The following is a 19,104-nucleotide window of genomic DNA, read 5'->3' as shown; positions in this document are numbered from 1 at the left end:
AGGAATACAATGACCCACCACAAGATTTTATACAAGGGGTTCTTTTTTGAAATTGTTAAATACTGATGAATTTGTTCAATGAAATCAGTAGTTTTGCTTAACCTAAAAATTGTTTAGGACAACATTGATAATTAATTAAAAATTATTCAGACTTTTATATTAATAAATAGTTGGAGCCTGTTTTTTTATTTATTTAGGAAAATCAAAACTATCCTTGTTTCTTAACAATCAAAAAATTGCAAATACGCTTTATAGTACTTATTATATTAAAAACTCATTCACAAGCAACCTATTAATTATAACCTCGTCATTAAAGTGAATTAAGATAATGTCTCAAGATAAGAACATAATTGAAATAGTTTCAGGATGCAAAAATGGAGACAAAAAATGTCAGGAAATGCTATATAAAATGTATTATGGTAAAATGATGGTTATTTGTTTAAGATATACGAATGATTCTGATGAGGCAAAAGATATTTTGCAGGAAGGATTTATTAAAGTCTTTAATAGCTTATCTAAGTTTGATTTTATAGGATCATTTGAGGGTTGGTTAAGAAGAATTATGGTAAATACTGCCATTGATAATTTTAGAAAAAACAAGAGTGCTATTAAATTATTTGACACGAACATACAGCTTGAAAACATAGATTTTGTAGAAGAGGATCCCGAGGAAAATTTAATTTCGAAAAAAATTAAAACTGCTGATCTTTTAGAAGCAATTCAAAGACTTTCTCCCGCTTATAAAACAGTGTTTAATCTTTATGCCGTAGATGGTTATTCACATCAGCAAATTGCAAACGAATTAAATATAAGTATTGGGACATCCAAATCTAATTATTCAAAAGCCAAGCAAAATTTAAAAAAAATATTACAACTTAAGTTAGTTAACAATGAATCACAATAAAGAAAACAATGGTTTTGAAGACTTCATTAAAGATTCTTTTGAGAATTATGAAGTTGAATACAATCCAGGTCATTGGACTGAAATGAGCCAAAAACTTGAGAATTCGCCAATTGGGAAATCAAGTAAAACAAATTGGTTTGGTTCTTCTGGAATAAAACTTGGAGGAGTAAGTCTATTATTAATAACCAGTTTTATTTGTTATTATTTATATGACCTTGGATCACCTATTATTGCTCAAGAAAATGGAATAGGGAATCATGTAATTCCAGAAACACCAGCAAAAGACAAAAATGTAATAATAGCTGAAAAAGCAATTATTTCTGATTCGGAAAATATCAGTGGTATAATTAATTCTATCCCTGATAAACATCAAGAACAGATACAAAACAATCTTTCCGTAATAAAGTCTGAAACTATTGCATTTCAACAAATATTAAATCAAGTTTCCACTGAAAATGAGACTGAAATAAAAGACAATGTAAAATCCATAAAAAACAATTCAGGAACATTATACAATTCGAATTTCACAATTGAACGTCTCTCAAAATGTGATCTGTTATCGAAGTTTACTTTGGATAATCCAAATGACAGCTATAGCTATGAATGGAATTTCGGTGATGGGATGAGTAGCAAAAATATTAATCCAATTCATCAATATCGCAATCCAGGAAGTTTTATGGTTGTTTTAAATGTTTATGATAAGGAAAACAATAAAATTTCCGGTTCAAAAAAACAATTTAATATTGATCCAATTAATACTCCTGATGCAAATTTTGATTGGAAGACTTTTAATTCCGGTTCTGTAAATCATGGGGCTGAATTTTCGGGCAATTGCAACAATACCACTGAATGGATATGGAGTTTTGGGGACAATCAGTTTTCCTATGAGAAAACTCCAAAACACATATACTTATCCAGAGGCAATTATCAGGTAAAATTGATAGCTAAAAACCCAGATGGCTGTAAGGATAGTATTGCAAAAACGATTGTATTTGAGGAGAACAATCCTCTTTTGGCTCCAAATGTATTTTCACCTGATGGCGATGGATTAAATGATAATTTTATTCCTAAAGCACTTGAAATATCAGAATTTTCTTTTGAAATGTTAATTTATGATCGTTCAGGATCTTTAGTTTATAAAACAAAAGATGCAAGTAAACCATGGGATGGACGAAGTTTTAAATCAGGAGATGAATTTCATACAGGAACAACATTTTTATGGGTTGTAAATATCAATCAAAATGATGGGGAAATAAAATCGTACTTTGGTAATATTACTATAATCAGACGATAATTTAAACCTTCAAATCTTAAAAAGCATTAAACCCTCATCTATTCTGCATTAAAAATCTTCAGATAAAGGAATATTAATTCCACGAACAGTTAAAGTAAACAGTGTTTCAGTATTTCAAGCAAACAGGATGGTAAATACATAAATATTTGTAATAATATTCATGTAGAATCATTTTAAATTGAAAGAAAAAAATTAATATTTATACAAAAAGAATATAAAAATGGGAATTTTTTATACTTTAGTGTTTTATTTACTATAGATCTATCATATGAATAAAGGTTTACAAAAATTAGGACTAATAGCTGTTGTTTATTTCTGCTCATTATTTATTACTACAGCCCAAGACAATGTTGGAATAGGAACAGTTACTCCTGACCCTTCAGCAATTCTTGATTTAAAATCTTCTGATAAAGGAATATTAATACCAAGGACAGATACAATTACAGTAAACATTGCACCTGGAACTCCTGCTACAGGATTATTGATTTATCAAATTACAGATAATATATTTTATTATTTTGATGGTATATTTTGGAGGGCAATTGGAGCTGGAGCTGGTCCTATAGGTCCCACCGGCCCTACCGGTGCTAATGGAACTAATGGAACTAATGGAACTAATGGAACTGATGGAACTAATGGAATAAACGGAACAACTGGTGCAACGGGATCTAATGGAAGCAATGGAATAAATGGAACAACAGGTGCTACAGGCACTAACGGAATAAATGGTACAACAGGAGCTACTGGTGCTGATGGTACTAACGGATTGGATGGTATAACAGGAGCTACTGGTGCGAATGGAACTAATGGTATTAATGGAACAACAGGGGCTACTGGGATTAACGGTTCAACTGGACCCACTGGAGCAAATGGTACTCCTTGCTGGGATTTAAATGGAAATGGAATAAATGATCCATCCGAGGATATAAACAATGATGGAAACTGGGATTCAAATGATTGTGCGGGTACGGCTTCAATTGGCCCAACTGGCCCTCAAGGAGCAACAGGACAAATTGGAGTGCAAGGTCCTCAAGGTTCAACTGGAGCAACTGGTCAAATGGGGGTGCAAGGTCCACAAGGTGCAACAGGAGCAAATGGAATAAACGGTGCAACAGGAGCAACTGGACAAATCGGAGTGCAAGGTCCGCAAGGGGAAACAGGAGCAAATGGAGCAACGGGAGCAAATGGAATTAACGGAGCAACAGGAGCAACCGGTCAAATCGGAGTGCAAGGTCCGCAAGGAACAACGGGAGCAAATGGAGCAAATGGAATTAACGGTGCAACTGGAGCAACTGGTGCAACAGGAGCAACAGGATCAAATGGCGCAACAGGATCAATTGGCGCAACAGGAGCAGCTGGAACAAACGGGACTAATGGAGCAACTGGCGCAGCAGGAACAACCGGTGCAACAGGCGCAGCTGGAACTAATGGAACTAATGGAGCAACCGGTGCAGCTGGAACAAACGGGACTAATGGCGCAACTGGAACTAACGGAGCAACCGGTGCTATTGGTGCAACTGGATCAATTGGTGCAACTGGAGCAACTGGTATCTTTCAAAATTTCCACGTTTATGGAACAGGAGCAAGACTAGGAATAAGTTCAACAGCGTATGTGTTGCAACCTGGAATAACCCAAACTTTTACTGTAACAGCACCATCAACCGTTATTGTATGGGCAACTATTGGAGCTAGAAATACCTCTACAAGTTCTGGCTTATATGCCAATGTTGATATGGTAGTTTATCTAAATGGTGCGGCTTTAGTATCGGGAGGCTGGAATAGATTTACAATAGTAAATCCAACAAATGCAAATTCATTTAATACCTGTGCTATAAATTCAATGTTTACCGTTGCAGCAGGAACACATACTATACAGTTAAGAACTGCAAGATTGAGTGGTAACACTACCGTTGATATTGGTGGAAATGCAGCTACAGATACCAATCCTGGTGAAATGACAATTATGATTTTAAATTAAAAATAGTATGAAACTTACAGCTTTTGTTTTATTATTTACTTTGATAGTAATTAATAGTTATGCTCAAGAAAGTTCTAAAAGGATAACAAACAATTTAAATTCAGAAAGGTCAATTCAAACGGCTCCTGAAATTATGGAAGAAAAAAACACTCAAAAAGCTACATCAAATCAAAGAATTCCATCTTCTTTGCCTAAAGAAGTTCCTTCTGATACAACTTCTACAAATAAAAAAGGAAATGTAACTTATTCCAGCAAAAGGATTCCTGAATAAATTCTATATCTATTTCTAACAGGAAAAGATAATCAAAAAGAAAGGCCGGTTCAATTTGAACCGGCCTTTCTTTTTGATTATAAAATTTAGTATTAAACGTCAATTTTAGCATACTTTGCATTTTTCTCAATAAAATCTCTTCTGGGTGGAACATCATCACCCATAAGCATTGAGAATATTCTGTCTGCTTCTACAGCACTCTCTATTGTTACTCTTCTTAAAGTTCTGGTTTCAGGATTCATGGTTGTACTCCATAATTGTTCAGCATTCATCTCTCCAAGACCTTTATAACGCTGAATACCCACTGATGAATCTTTTCCACCACCTAGATCAGCAATGGCTGCAAGTCTTTCTTCTTCATTCCAGCAGTATCTGGATTCTTTTCCTTTTTTAATAAGGTAAAGAGGAGGGGTTGCAATATAAATATATCCGTGTTCAATTAACTCTTTCATAAACCTGAAATAAAAGGTCAGAATAAGTGTAGTGATGTGGCTACCATCCACATCGGCATCACACATAATAATAACCTTGTGGTAACGGAGCTTTGCAATATTTAATGCTTTACTGTCCTCTTCCGTACCTATTGTAACACCAAGGGCAGTATAAATGTTTTTTATCTCCTCGTTATCAAATATTTTATAGGCCATGGCTTTTTCCACATTGAGAATTTTCCCCCTTAATGGTAAAATAGCTTGAAAACGTCTATTGCGGCCTTGTTTGGCAGTACCACCTGCAGAATCACCCTCGACAAGGTATATTTCACACTGGGCGGCATCTTTTTCAGAACAATCGGATAGCTTTCCGGGTAATCCTGAACCACCCAAAATTGATTTTCGCTGAACCATTTCACGTGCTTTCCTGGCAGCATGACGCGCGGTTGCAGCTAAAATCACTTTATCTACAATTGTTTTAGCTTCTTTTGGATGTTCTTCAAGATAATTTGTAAGCATTTCATGAACTGCCTGATCAACAGCCCCTGAAACCTCATTGTTACCTAATTTTGTTTTTGTTTGGCCCTCGAATTGAGGCTCCATTACTTTCACTGAAATTACTGCAGTTAATCCCTCACGAAAATCATCACCATTTATGTCAAACTTTAATTTTGAAAGAAAACCCTGTTTTTCAGCATAACCTTTTAATGTTCTGGTAAGTGCCCTTCTAAAACCTGCAAGGTGAGTACCACCCTCATGTGTATTGATGTTATTTACATAGGAATGAATATTTTCAGTATAGGAAGTGTTGTATTGCATTCCAACCTCAACAGGAATACCTGCTTTTTCACCCTCCATATAAATTGGCTCGGAAATCAATTTATCGCGGCTTGCATCCAGAAAAGTAACGAATTCTCTAAGCCCGCCTTCCGAAAGAAATGATTCAGAAATAGGATTTCCATCATCATCTAAATTCCGTTTATCAGCAATACTCAACCTTACCCCTTTATTTAGAAAAGAAAGTTCTCTTAACCGAGTAACAAGTGTATCAAAATGATATTCAGTGGTAATAAATATTGTATCATCTGGTTTAAAAGTAATTACTGTACCAGTTACATCTGTAGTTCCAACCTCTTTAACTGGGTATAATGGTTTTCCAATGCTGTATTCCTGAACATATTTTATTCCCTTGCGGTGAACCTCTGCTTTTAATGCAATTGAAAGTGCATTAACGCACGAAACCCCTACCCCATGCAATCCTCCTGAAACTTTATAGCTGTCTTTATCAAATTTACCACCAGCATGAAGCACAGTCATAACCACTTCAAGAGCAGATCTGTTTTCTTTCTTATGCAGATCAACTGGAATTCCCCTACCATTATCTCTTACAGTAATGGAATTATCTTCATTAATAAAAACCTCAATATTATTACAATGCCCTGCTAATGCCTCATCAATGGAATTGTCTACTACTTCGTAAACAAGATGATGCAAACCCTTTGTTCCTATATCACCAATATACATGGCAGGCCTTTTGCGAACCGCTTCCAGGCCTTCGAGCACCTGTATACTATCTGCGGAATATTCCTGGTTCTTTTCTTCTATTATATCGCTCATTGTTGCTTAAATTTTGTTTTGATTTTTTTATACTATACAAACATACAAAACCACCTTATAAAAACCCTTTGAAATCCTTATAAAATCAGGTGATTTATCAACATTTAATTAACAAAAAAAAACGGTTTATATTGCCGTAAATCAAGTAATTAAATAATGAATGTTTTATTTCAATTCCTCAGGGAAATGTTTGGCGAGAATATAAACACCCGGAAAGGGGTTTTTTACTGGAAATCTATCAAACAAATAAAAATAAAAATGCATTATTTCCTTTTGGTTGTCGTATCTTTTTTCAGTTTGCTTAATTAGTTTACCTGAAACAGCAAATTGCACTATATTTCCTGAAATGGTTTTTGATTCACAAATAGTCATATCAGGAATATCAAAGCTAAAAGCCTTATCATCAGCAAAATTTCCTTTTAAATTGTAAACAGCACGATTAATGATTTTAAAATCAACTACATCCTCAGTAATTTTCACCTCGTCTTCCCAGGAATACTTGATGTTATCTTCACTTTCTTTTCCTTCAAAAAATTGATCTGCGATTTGCTTGCTAAAATCTGAATTTACTTCTTTAAAATGTATGTAAACTTCCATTGTTTTTTAGTTGATATAAGGCATTAAATTATTTATTAAAATGAATTCATTTATTTCTTTAATAGCACTTCTGCAGATACAGTTAGTACTGTTACATTGGGAACCGCATTGCTTATTAAAGTGACGGTATTGCTTTGATTTCCCATTTTCCCTTTTGAATCAAACTTAACTTTTATAGCAGCCTGTTCACCTGGGAGAACAGGTTCTTTACTCCATTGAGGAATTGTACAACCACAACTTCCGCTTGCATTGTAAATAATTAAATCCGAATCGCCTGTGTTTTTAATGAGAAAAGTATGTTCCACTACTTCACCGTAATTAATTTTTCCAAAGTTAAATATTTTATCCTCTACAAAAATTTCCGCAAATTTTTCTTCTTGCAAATCATCTAATCTTATTTTTACCGAATCTTTAACAGATACTGCAATAATTTCAATTTTTCGTTCCATTGCTGCTGCTTTGCTGTATACTGAATTTTTAAGATCCTGCAAATTGCTGCTCACCATTTCATTGGCCTTGAACGAGCCAAAAGGCATTTCAACAAGTGTTAGTAAGCCTCCATTTTCCGCAGTTCCATCCATAAAAGATTTGAAAATTCCATTTTCAAATTCATTTAAATAATTCTTTAGACTACTTATTCTTCTTTTTGTCAACTTTAAATTATAGTCTGACTTTGCAAGAGGACTTGCATAACCTTTAACTGTTAATTCAATTTGCTGTCCTTCTTTTAATACATCAAATAAAATTCGAGTAAACATTTCAAGATCATCTACACCTTTTGATACAAAATCCTCAAAGAATACTTCAATAATCTCAGTAGCCTCCTGAATATCAACACCTTTTAATCCAGTACTGTATTCTTTTTTATATTGTTCTTTAAGCCCCAAATAGGATTCATAAGTTTTCATGTAATTTTTAAAGGTGATAGTATCTGTTGTTCTTGGATTTGGCTCATCATTATGAAAATATAAGGTAACAGGCAAATATTTATTAATTTGTTCTAAAGTTGTATAAACAGTGGGTGGAAGAGAATCCTGCTCAATAAGGGTTTGGGGAAACTGAAAATGGTAAATATCATTGCAACAGGTTTCACCTTGTGCAGCATGCCCGCCTTTACGATTTGAAGCTAAAAATCCTGAAACACCAGCGGAATCGATTGTAAAATACAAATCATTTGCACAGCTATTAATTGGATTTCCAAGATTTTCAGGTTCTTTAAAACTTCCGGGCACACCCTGTGATTTAAATATATCCATCCCTCCTGATCCATTGTGCCAAGATGAACTAAAATAAAGAGTCTGGGAAGATGTATGGTAGAATGGTGTAACCTCATTTTCAATTGAATTTACCAATTTTCCTGCATTAACTGGTGTTGAAAATTTTCCTGATTTAAACATGGAATACCAAATATCCAAGCCTCCCTCTCCCCCATTTCTATCTGATACAAAAAGCAAGATTTCCTGATCAGAATCAAACCCAGATATTGAAGGTTGTGTGGATGTAAAGCCGGGTAAATTTATTTTATCTTCAAGTTCAACTGAAATACCATGAATACCATCTTCCACTTTAGATTCATAAATTTTACATTTATTATCCGGGGAACATCTTGAAAAATAAAATCTTTTTCCATCCGGGCTGAATGTCCCATTGGCACTATGGAAGCCAGGCGAATTAATGATGGTATCCAATTCCTCAATGTCCTTTGAAATTTCACTAAAAAAAGGTTGTTTGTAAATTTTTATATAATGCAGTTCCCCTGGTTCAACTATTGACCTGGTGCTTGTATCACTTATCCTTAAGGATGAAAAGTACAAATCGCTTTCAAAAAGAAAAGGACTAAATTCTGCATGAATTGAATTAATTGGATCACCAATGTTTTCTATAACAACAGAATCATTAATCAAGGGCTTCATTGCATAATCGCAGGATTCCTGTTCTTTTAATGATTTTTTGTAAAAGTAATTGTTTTTATCCTTTTTATACTGACTGTTTAATTTTTTAAAGTTCTTCTTTGCTTGAAGATAATTGGCATTGTTCTTTTGCATGGAAGCCAGCCAAAATAAAGTTTCTGTTAATTCCCTGCCACGATCTTTTTTATAAACCTTTTCAAAATAATATTCTGCAGATTCATATTCATTTAACATTCTCAAAGAACTTGCATATTTATACAAAAGTTGAATTTGAGAAGAATCATTATCCATTGCCTGCTTGTAATAAATAGATGCACCATAAAAATCACCCTCCAGGAATGCCTTATCCGCATACTTTATTAATTTTTTTTGACTTTGGCCAAAGGCAGAAAAAACCATTAATAAAAACAGAAGGGAAACAAATAGCTTAGGAAAAATCATTTATAACCTCTATTAAATAAAGCCTGGACAATATTTGTATTTTATCTTACCAGGGACAAATTTTCTTAGTATATATATTACTGAAACTTCAAATCCTCCTCTGTAATTGCTAGCTGGAACTAGATTCGAATAATTAAAATCATAACTAAGACCAACATATACGTTATCATAATCCATTCCAAGGAGAATAAAACCTGAATCCTTCATTCTTAACCAACTTCCAAAATGCAGTGCCGAATATTTTCCAGAATTATTTTGAAGGGTGAATTTTACAGATGAACCTGCAAGATATTCCCTGAAAGTTCCTTGTGTCATAATAAGTAACGATGGCAATACATTAACCCTGTTGCTTGCAATTACCACATCTGCACTTAAAAAAAGTGTATACCTACGGTCAAGCTTTATTTTTTCTTTGTCATACAAGGATTGATCGGGTTTATTAATATTAAATATTGCTAAACCTGTATTAAATTCTACTTTTTTATTTATCCTGTAATTGTAGACTATTCCGGAGTTCAAATTAAAATACATGTAACTTTGCCTGGAAAAATTTTCACCACTACTAAGGTCTGAATCATAGGATGATCCGTTATATTGATTATCAAAGGAAAGATTATTGTAATCTAGTTTTCGTTGGGTAATTCCAGTTTGAATTCCAAGTGTGAGTCTATGCCTGTTATAATTGCCAAGTTTTTTAGAGTATGCACCTGAAATATTTAGTTGAAAAGTGCCAAATTGTGAATCACCAGCCTTATCGTTGTATACTGATATACCAGGATGGAAATTTTTGAAGGCTACATTTCTCATATCCACAAATCCGCCAAAAGTTTGATATGGAGTAGTAACACTTCTCCATTGAGTTCTTTGGTTGGCAGTGAATCTTGCATCACCAACAAAAGCTCCGGTTAAAGCCGGGTTAAGATTATAAGGTGCAGAAATAAATTGAGAATAATGGATATCCTGAGCATGTAATCCAAAAAATGAACCGGTTAAAATAAGCAATAGAAAAGATCGAATTTTCATGCTCATCGAATTAAAGTAACATTACCCTTTAGGAAAAAATTCTGACCATCCAAACATGTTGCTGTAAGATAGTAAACAAAGACACCTGGATCTGCTTTCATGCCTTTAAACACTCCATCCCAGCCAACTGACTGATCTGTTGTTTCAAAAACTTTTTCTCCCCATCGATTGTAAACAGTAAAATAAATTAAATCGATATACTTCCCTCTTACATATAAAACATCATTTTTATTATCATCATTGGGAGTAAAAGCATTGGGAATAAATATGTTTGGTGCTCCACAAACGATTTCATAAACATAAACAGTTACTGAATCAGAATAATAACATGGTCCATCGGCAATTGTTACGGTATAAGTTGTAGTAGTAAAGGGAGTTGAAACGGGGGCTGAAACCTGGCTATTATTTAAACCATAGTGAGGGTTCCATTGGTAGGTGTAACCTGAAGTGGGCATGGCTTGCAGTAAAACTGAATTTCCAGCAAGTATAGAATCTTGTGAAACAGAGGCATTAATTGTTTGAGGCTCTAGTAATGATACAGAAAGTGTTGTTAGTGAACTTGCTTTGCAACCAGAAGAATTTTCTGCAGTAACAGAATAAGCAGTGGATTGAGAAGGACTCGCCAGGGCAGTTGAGGTGTTTTCACCCGCTATAATCATTGAAACGGGACTCCATGAATAACTTAACTCCTGGCTGCTAACTAAATTAATTGCAGTTAAAAAAGCGGTATCACCAAAACATATTCCTGAAGAATTTGCCTGTATTTTTACTTCATCGTTGTTTATCCTTACGCTATCCTGTTTTTCACATCCGGATAAAAGGGCTTTAACATAATACATATTAGAACCCTGCACAGGATTCACAAAAAGACTTCCATCATTAGACACAAAGTTTAATGTGTCTGTAAAACCAGCATTGGAAGACCAATGAAAACTTGAGCCCGGAATATCAGTTCCTGCATTAATTTGTAGGGATTGACCCTTACAAACAGTTGTATCATTTACAGTAAATAAATTGAAAGAGGTTACATTAACAAACTGACGAATAGTATCAGTGCAGAAACCATTTGAAATTAATAATTCATACATCAAAGACTGCCCAGGGGATGCAAAAGGATTGGGAATGCTTGAATTGCTTAATCCTGTGGATGGATTCCAACTATAAGTAATTGTGGGATCAGTTGAGGGTATTTGGCCAATTTGAACTGAATCTGCAAAGCATAAATTTACATTAGGCAATGAATACATAGTGTCTTTTAAAACATAAATTTTAACACTGTCCATTACAACACAAATACTTTGAAATGCCCCAATATATAATGTTACATCATTTAAAGGAATAAAAGTATAAAAACTATCAGCAACAGAATTGTTAAGAGTATCAGAAAAAGAAGGATTACTTGACCATATATATTGGCTGTAAACTCCTCCTGTGGTTGCAAAAACCGTAATTTCATTTCCCCTACAAATTGTTGTATCGTTGGTTACCTGAATATCCGGAACCGGAACAACATTAACTGATTGATAAATTGTGTCGGTACAAAAGCCATCAAATGAAAGAAGCATGTAAGATGAATTTTCAATAGGCCATGCCTGTGGATATGAAATGGTACTATCGCTTATTCCAAAGGAGGAATTCCAGGTGTATACATTCCCTGGTACAGTTAAAAATCCTATGTTAACTGTATCGCCCTTACAAATTTCTAATGGGCTTAAGCTGTATGTGGTATCAGAATATACTTGTATAGAAACACTATCCAATAAATTGCATACCGATTCAGAAGCCAAAATATAATATGTTGATGAATTAATGACATTTATGCTTAAAGTACTATCACTTAAAGGATTATTCAATGTGTCAGAAAACATAGAATTTGAGGACCAAATATATTGGCTGAAATTTCCAAAAGTACTTGCATATATTGAAATACTAGAAGGGCTGCAAACAAAAGTATCCAGAGAAGTTTCCAAAAGGTTAGGAAAATAATTAACTACCTGTGTTAAAGTATCAATACAAGCTCCATTCAAAATAATTAATTGAAACTCTGCAGATTCATTAAGCAATGCGTAGGGATTGGCAAGAGTAGAATCTGTAAGACTTATTCCCGGGCTCCAATGATAGGTTGTAACAGTATCATTTAAAGGTGTAAGTCCAATTTGGATTGATCCTTGACCACATAAAGTTAGTGGGTTTAAAACATAAGTACTATCCGGAAAAACCTGGATTTTGACGCTATCTTTCAAAACACAACCAGATTCCAGAGCCATTATGTAATAAGTAGTTGAATTAGCAATACTAATATTTAGGGTACTATCGCTTAAGGGACTATTCAGGGTGTCAGTAAAAGTACTGTTACTTGACCATATGTATTGATAGTAATTTCCCATTGTACTTGCAACAAGCAATAGGGCAGCATCTCCACAAACAGATGTATCTGCTGTTACATTCAACAATTCAGGATAATAATTTACTGTTTGAGAAATGGTATCCATGCAAATTCCATTAGACATGATTAAGGTATATTGGGCAGTTTGACTTGGATTAGCAAATGGATTTGCAACGGCAGTATCCGACAATCCAGTGGCAGGGCTCCAATGATAAGTAATTGATGGATCATTAACAGGTGTTAAACCAATTTGAACCGCTCCCGAACCACAAATGGTTTGGGGAGTAAGTGAATAAGAAGTATCTGATAAAACAATTACCTGGGCAAATACAGTATCTGAGAGGTTGCAGGAAGCAATATCATAAGTAACAAGCATAATATTAAATAGTCCTGTTGTTAAATATTCATGAATGGGATTAAAATCAGTAGAAGTATTTCCATCACCAAATTCCCAGTAATAATTACTTGTTCCGGTAATAGTGCTGTTGTTTACAAATTGAACTGTGTAGGGCACACAACCGGGTGCTGGAGCATCAAAACCAGCAATTGAAATGGGTAAATTAAAATCAAATTTAAAAACCGCACTGTTGCAACTGCTATTGTTAGTTGGGGAAACAGCGCCTGGATTAGGATAAATAGGAAAATCAGAATTGCCTCCACATCCTGCACAAACTGTTTGATAAATTTTTCCTTTTTTATCAAAACGACTCGTGCCTCCATCTACATGTTCCTGTGATTGTGATCCACCAAAAAAGCTACCATAAACCAAGGCCGATGCATCATCTTCCAATACCATTAAATAAAAATCACTACCGTCTGTTGTAGACTGAAAGGCATCAGGAGTAACCTGCATTCCTGTTGTATATCCTGCATTGTTGTATAAAAAATTAATATTCAAATTATTTGTTCCTCCACCCCACCCTGAGAGATACATTTTATTGCAAACATCAACAAGAAAAGCGGTTGGTGAAATATTAGGCCCTCCTGAGCCCGTTCCAAAAGCAGTAGAAAAAATTAGCGAATCCAGTTGAGGGGTTATTTTACTAATAAATTGACCACTATTTGGATTAGAATATAAAGCATTATAAATAAATGTATTTCCAGATGCCTCTGTTTGACCAAAAACATAAATGTTATTTTGTTTATCAAGTTCTACAAAATAAGTTTGATCATATGCAATAGAACCATAGTAGGTTCCATTTATAATAGTTTGTCCATTTTTACTAACATGCAGAATAAAACCATCCGATCTTCCCCCTTGAAAAGTACTTTGCAAAGCCGTAGAAGTGACAGGAAAATTTGGAGAAGAGGTTCCCCCAGCTATATAAATGTCATTGTTACTATCCAGGGAAAGTGAATAAGCTGCATCGTGTTGATTCCCTCCAATAAATGAACTCCAAATAATTGAAGACAGGCTATTGTTCATTTTCACAACCACGCCATCTATATCACCTCCTCCATAAACAGGCTGGAATGAATTCCCAACAATAGGAAAATTTATTGAACGTGTACATGAAACAATGTAAATATTATTTTGTTCATCTATATCAATTTCGCCTCTTACTTCATCTGCATAGTTGTATTTTAAAATATTATTTACAGTATTATTGGAAGTATAATTTAAACCATCATTGTGTGATCCCCCTAAGTATGTAGAAGCTAAAAGTTGAGATCCATTGCTATTCAGCCGACTTACAATAATATCTGACCCTGAAGGAAAAGAAACTCCTAATCCATTTGGACTTAATGCGGGACCTCCATTGAAAGTATTGTCATATGCCCCGGAAGTAACAGGAAAATTAGCAGAACCTGTTGTCCCATAAATAAACAATTCTTGGTTGCTGTTTACCACAAGGCTATGAGGCAATTCATCTCCATTACCGCCTAAATAAGTTGAATAAATTATTGCAGTTCCGCTTGTATCATATTTAGTTATGGCGATATCCACATTACCTGAGTTAAAACTTATATCATAAGCACCTGGAGTAACAGGATACAAGTTTCCAAAAGCAGTACTAGCGGCATATAAAAAGCCTTTGGAATCAAAAGTGGCAGTATAACCAAAGTTATTAGAATATGAACCTGAATGTGTTGAAAATAGTAGGACCGGATCTATAATTAATTCTTTTGTTATATCATATCCTAAAGGAAAGAAATAACTTATTTGTTTTTCATTTAAGACATATTTACAAGGAACTTCTTTTAAAATACCATTAAATACCTGGTAAGCATAAGGTTTTTGTTCTGTAAATTCATTTACCGAGGTTTTTATCAATAAATGGCCATTTTTAAGTTGCATTTTATCAGCACCTTGGTATTCAACTAATATCTGGGAAGGATTCCCACCTGGTTTAACAATAAAATCATATTTTAAATTAGCTTGGGTTGAATACACTATTAAATCAATGTGATTATAAATGTCGTTATATAGGATTTTATTGTAGCCGGGAACATTCCCAGCCCATTTGGCTTTATCATTTCCAAGAAAGTAATTGTAATAATTCTGGGTGTTTTCTATACCAGTAAGTGTAACTATGGAATTGGAATTAATAAAGGAGGTTTTAATGCAATGGGCTTTTATGGCTTCTGCAATTGTGGCATCCGATTTTAATTTACTATTATGTCCATGCCCTCTTAGATTAGTAAAAGTTTGGTGATCAATAAAATCCAAGGTAAATCCGTTTTTTTCCAGGTAAAGAAAGCCTCCTGGAATATCTGCCTTGTATTGCACATTTTTATTCCATTGATTTTTATTTTCAATAAATGTTAAACGGGAATTTTTATCGGATGAATGAGAACCATTATCCTTATGTTCAGCATATGTTTTGCTGAATAAAAAAGAGAACAATAACAATAAAAAAATGCGCATAATCATAGAAGTGAACTAAATTACAAATTATTTCGATTAAAGGCAGTGAAATTTTGTATTTTAGCAGAAAATGAATGTAAGTTTTCAATCTTTAAAAAAAATAAAAATGAGATCAATTCCACTAATTTTAGTTTTTTCTTTTTTATTAATCGCAAATGCCTTTTCTCAGGAATATACTTTTTATAGTACGGTGATGAAAGTTGGCCGTTGTGGAAGCAATACTTCAGGTACCCCAAGGGTGATTAAAAGCACCATTATTGTCAATGAATCGGATAAAAAAGTGGTAGTTGTTTTTGCTGATGGAGCATCAGGTTATGATCTTAATATACTTTCAGTAAAACCTGATGATAGTTCAACTGGGGTTACAACATACCAAATTGAAAATAATCCATTAGGAATTCAGTCGGTAATTATTGACCGTGATCCATTAAGAAAAATGATAGTTTTAATTCGCTCCGATAGAAATTGTATTTTTTTTGCCGGATTTGAATAAAAAAATACCCCATGAAGTTTTATAAAAAACTTTTATAACCACGATTTTAAAAGTGCTTAATTTCATTCTCTCTTCTTCCCTATTGCACTAGATGCTCTGAGTTTACCTATTCCTATTTATTATAAAAATCAGATAAATCATCGTTTAATTTTATTTTCCTTTGTAATGAATGATTAACCGCTTTTAATTGGCATGAAAAGAGTAATTCAATTGTATAAAAACGCTTATGGCGGTTTATCGGATGCAGCATGGGTACTTGCTTTGGTAATGCTGATTAACCGCGCCGGGGGAATGGTGATTCCATTTATGAGTGTTTATCTTACAATGGAACTTAAATTTACGGTAGAACGTACAGGTATAATCCTAAGTATTTTTGGCCTTGGATCTATGGCCGGGTCCTTTCTGGGAGGATGGCTAACTGATCGATTTGGACAATTTCATGTACAATTAACAAGCCTGACTTTAGGTGGTTTTATGTTCCTTATTTTGGGGCAAATCACCCAATTTGAATTTTTGGCAATTTGGATTTTCCTTTTAAGTATGGTTACAGACAGTTTACGGCCTGCAAATGCTTCTTCCATTGCACTTTATGCCCGGCCTGAAAACCTTACAAGGGCCTTTTCACTAAATCGCATGGCAATAAATTTAGGCTTTTCCATAGGTCCGGCCCTTGGGGGAGTTTTAGCAGCAATTTCATATCAGTGGCTTTTTCTTGGCGATGGAATTACCTGCATTTTTGCCGGCTTATTATTTTTCTTCTTTTTCAGAAACAGAAAAACCTATAAACCTGTGGAGCAAAAAAAAACAGCTACACTATCTGAAAAGATGAATTTAAAAAAATCTGCCTGGCATGATGGTAGATTTCTGCTTTTTGCCCTGTGCTGTATGCTTTTTGCAATTGTGTTATTTCAATTGTTTTCTACCCTTCCTCTTTATTACAGGGAAGTATACAAAATGAAGGAAAGTTCAATAGGAATACTAATTGGTATAAATGGAATTATTGTTTTTTTGTTTGAAATGATAATTGTTTATCTAATTGGGAATCGTTTTGGTTACGGGAAATTAATCGCATTGGGAACTCTATTTATTGGTGTTGCAATGGTAATGTTGAATTTTTCTTCTTCCTATTGGATACTTTATGCCTCTATGATTGTAATGAGTATTGCAGAAATATTAGCAATGCCTTTTATGGTAACTTATACAATAAAACGCTCGAGTGAAAAAACTCGGGGTTCATATATGGGTTTATATTCTCTTTCTTATGCCAGCGCATTTGTAATTGCACCATTTTTAGGAACAAAAACAATAGTTCATTTAGGGTATGAATGGCTTTGGTGGTTAACAGGAATTATTGCCTCTATTGCTGCTCTTGGATTTTATTTAATTTTGAAATCAGATTCAGGGAAAACAGAAGAGGAACTTAAAACTACTAAAGAATCAACAGTTTTAACACCAGCCATAGATCTTTCAGTTCAGGTTTTATAGGTATTACAACCAGTTTTACTTGCGTATGGGTTTCTTAAAATGGTGAACTCTTTTTTCAGGTTCATATTTGGGACCATCTCCCAGAAATTCAGGTAAAGCTAGTTTAGGTATTTTTGTTTCTATTAATTTCTCAATTCTATAAAATCTTTGCTGGTCTTTTTCATTGATAAAAGTAATTGCAAGCCCTTTATTTGATGCCCGGGCTGTTCGTCCAATTCTATGAACATAATCTTCCGGAGAACCTGGAACATCATAGTTTATAACCAAATCAATAGCCTCTATATCAATTCCCCGTGAGAGAATATCAGTGGCAACAAGTACCTGAAGCCTTCTACTCTTAAAATCTCTTAATACATTTTCCCTCTCGGTTTGATCTAAATCTGAATGGATTGATTTTACTGCTAGTTTTAGTTTTTTCAGGGTAATTTCTATTTCCTTAACAAGGGCTTTACTTCCTGAGAATATAATGATACTGGTAAAAACAGTTTCCTTAAGTAAATGCTGAATCAAATGAATTTTTTGACTGTTAAAAGCCATATAAGCCTGCTGAGTGATGCCTGCAGCTGGTTTTGAAATAGCAATATTTACTTGTTTTGGGTCAATTAAAATTTTAATTGCCAAAGAATTAATTTTTGGAGGCATTGTGGCTGAAAATAACAATGTCTGTCTTTTTTTAGGAAGAAAATTAATGATTTTCATAATATCATCATAAAATCCCATATCCAGCATGCGGTCTGCCTCATCTAAGATAAGGTGTTTTAGTTCAGAAGTATCCACATAACCAAGATTTAAATGAGAAAGTAATTTACCAGGCGTGGCAACTATAACGTCTGCACCCTTGGTTAATGCTTTTTTCTGCTGATCAAATCCGGCTCCATCACCACCACCATAAAGAGGAAGTGAACTCACGTTAGTAAAATATGAAAACCCTTCTAATTGTTGATCTATTTGCAATGCAAGTTCCCTGGTTGGCGCTAAAATTATTGTATTAATCTTAAATGTATCTGCCTTGTTCGAAGATAATTTATCTAGTATGGGAAGCAAATAAGCAGCAGTTTTACCTGTACCGGTTTGAGCACATGCAATAATATCGTTGTTCTCTTGTATAATTGGTATTGTTTGTTCTTGTATGGGGGTTGGCTTTGTATAACCCATTGATTCCAATCCTTCCAGAAGTGAGGGGTGGAATTTAAAATCACTGAAATTCAAAATATAATTTATTTAGGATGTAGCAGGAAATATCCTACTTTAAGACCATCTATGTAATATAACGGCTACAAAGATATTATATTCCTTCATTTACAAAGCAATACTGGATATTTGTTCTGATTCAAATACAAAACCTAAAGCTTTAATTGAATAATTATTGACGATTTTGTGTTTTATTAATTTAAAACTTATAATG

Annotated in this window: 12 protein-coding genes; 6 read left to right on the top strand and 6 right to left on the bottom strand. The window is 34.0% G+C overall.

The annotated features are described in order from the left end of the window. The first annotated feature begins 328 nt into the window (after positions 1-328). The 4 genes from H0V01_09775 (at position 329) to H0V01_09760 (ending at position 4,447) form a co-directional block, all read left to right on the top strand. Entirely contained in the window at positions 329-904 is a 576-nt protein-coding gene (locus H0V01_09775; protein ID MBA2583660.1) for a sigma-70 family RNA polymerase sigma factor, read from the top strand. Beyond that, positions 891-2,198 (top strand): PKD domain-containing protein, encoded by a 1,308-nt coding sequence (locus tag H0V01_09770; GenBank protein MBA2583659.1) that lies wholly within the window; start codon positions 891-893, stop codon positions 2,196-2,198. The genes H0V01_09775 and H0V01_09770 overlap by 14 nt, the downstream gene beginning before the upstream one ends. Positions 2,199-2,466: 268 nt before the next feature. Further along, a complete protein-coding gene (locus tag H0V01_09765) occupies positions 2,467-4,176 on the top strand; it encodes a collagen-like protein (GenBank protein ID MBA2583658.1) in 1,710 nt (569 codons plus the stop codon). Between the two features lie 7 nt (positions 4,177-4,183). Further along, the gene (locus H0V01_09760; protein MBA2583657.1) at positions 4,184-4,447 is read left to right on the top strand and encodes a hypothetical protein; all 264 of its coding nucleotides are present in this window, start codon (positions 4,184-4,186) and stop codon (positions 4,445-4,447) included. A 92-nt stretch (positions 4,448-4,539) separates the two neighbouring features. Here H0V01_09760 and gyrB read toward each other — a convergent pair whose 3' ends face one another. The 5 genes from gyrB to H0V01_09735 all read right to left on the bottom strand — a co-directional run bounded on the left by gyrB (position 4,540) and on the right by H0V01_09735 (position 15,721). Beyond that, positions 4,540-6,495, bottom strand: coding sequence for a DNA topoisomerase (ATP-hydrolyzing) subunit B (gyrB, locus tag H0V01_09755; GenBank protein MBA2583656.1), 1,956 nt, complete (start codon positions 6,493-6,495; stop codon positions 4,540-4,542). Between the two features lie 165 nt (positions 6,496-6,660). Continuing rightward, positions 6,661-7,092 (bottom strand): hypothetical protein, encoded by a 432-nt coding sequence (locus H0V01_09750; GenBank protein MBA2583655.1) that lies wholly within the window; start codon positions 7,090-7,092, stop codon positions 6,661-6,663. Between the two features lie 50 nt (positions 7,093-7,142). Beyond that, positions 7,143-9,443 carry a DUF1573 domain-containing protein gene (locus H0V01_09745; protein ID MBA2583654.1) on the bottom strand — a complete coding sequence of 767 codons (2,301 nt, stop codon included), beginning with the start codon at positions 9,441-9,443 and terminating at the stop codon, positions 7,143-7,145. 12 nt (positions 9,444-9,455) lie between these two features. Further along, on the bottom strand, positions 9,456-10,466 hold the full coding sequence (locus tag H0V01_09740) for a PorP/SprF family type IX secretion system membrane protein (GenBank protein MBA2583653.1): 1,011 nt from the start codon (positions 10,464-10,466) through the stop codon (positions 9,456-9,458). A gap of 2 nt (positions 10,467-10,468) precedes the next feature. Continuing rightward, a complete protein-coding gene (locus H0V01_09735; GenBank protein MBA2583652.1) occupies positions 10,469-15,721 on the bottom strand; it encodes a gliding motility-associated C-terminal domain-containing protein in 5,253 nt (1,750 codons plus the stop codon). A 106-nt stretch (positions 15,722-15,827) separates the two neighbouring features. Here H0V01_09735 and H0V01_09730 point away from each other — a divergent pair, with 106 nt between their 5' ends. Next, complete coding sequence (locus H0V01_09730; GenBank protein ID MBA2583651.1) at positions 15,828-16,214, top strand: hypothetical protein; 387 nt, start codon at positions 15,828-15,830, stop codon at positions 16,212-16,214. A gap of 192 nt (positions 16,215-16,406) precedes the next feature. Beyond that, positions 16,407-17,699 (top strand): MFS transporter, encoded by a 1,293-nt coding sequence (locus H0V01_09725; GenBank protein MBA2583650.1) that lies wholly within the window; start codon positions 16,407-16,409, stop codon positions 17,697-17,699. Positions 17,700-17,714: 15 nt separating this feature from the next. Here H0V01_09725 and H0V01_09720 read toward each other — a convergent pair whose 3' ends face one another. Continuing rightward, positions 17,715-18,908: a DEAD/DEAH box helicase gene (locus H0V01_09720; protein MBA2583649.1), complete on the bottom strand. Its 1,194-nt coding sequence runs from the start codon at positions 18,906-18,908 to the stop codon at positions 17,715-17,717. Positions 18,909-19,104 lie beyond the last annotated feature (196 nt).

The sequence above is a fragment of the Bacteroidota bacterium genome, from assembly GCA_013696965.1.
In the GTDB taxonomy this organism is placed as follows: Bacteria; Bacteroidota; Bacteroidia; order JACCXN01; family JACCXN01; genus JACCXN01.
Note: the sequence above shows the minus strand (reverse complement) of the source record. Positions and strands in the feature narration are given on the sequence as shown.

Coding starts and splice junctions, on each gene's coding strand:
- gyrB (MBA2583656.1), bottom strand. CDS start 6,495: ATGAGCGATATAATAGAAGAAAAGAACCAGGAATATTCCGCAGATAGT.
- H0V01_09745 (MBA2583654.1), bottom strand. CDS start 9,443: ATGATTTTTCCTAAGCTATTTGTTTCCCTTCTGTTTTTATTAATGGTT.
- H0V01_09750 (MBA2583655.1), bottom strand. CDS start 7,092: ATGGAAGTTTACATACATTTTAAAGAAGTAAATTCAGATTTTAGCAAG.
- H0V01_09740 (MBA2583653.1), bottom strand. CDS start 10,466: ATGAAAATTCGATCTTTTCTATTGCTTATTTTAACCGGTTCATTTTTT.
- H0V01_09770 (MBA2583659.1), top strand. CDS start 891: ATGAATCACAATAAAGAAAACAATGGTTTTGAAGACTTCATTAAAGAT.
- H0V01_09730 (MBA2583651.1), top strand. CDS start 15,828: ATGAGATCAATTCCACTAATTTTAGTTTTTTCTTTTTTATTAATCGCA.
- H0V01_09725 (MBA2583650.1), top strand. CDS start 16,407: ATGAAAAGAGTAATTCAATTGTATAAAAACGCTTATGGCGGTTTATCG.
- H0V01_09735 (MBA2583652.1), bottom strand. CDS start 15,721: ATGCGCATTTTTTTATTGTTATTGTTCTCTTTTTTATTCAGCAAAACA.
- H0V01_09760 (MBA2583657.1), top strand. CDS start 4,184: ATGAAACTTACAGCTTTTGTTTTATTATTTACTTTGATAGTAATTAAT.
- H0V01_09775 (MBA2583660.1), top strand. CDS start 329: ATGTCTCAAGATAAGAACATAATTGAAATAGTTTCAGGATGCAAAAAT.
- H0V01_09765 (MBA2583658.1), top strand. CDS start 2,467: ATGAATAAAGGTTTACAAAAATTAGGACTAATAGCTGTTGTTTATTTC.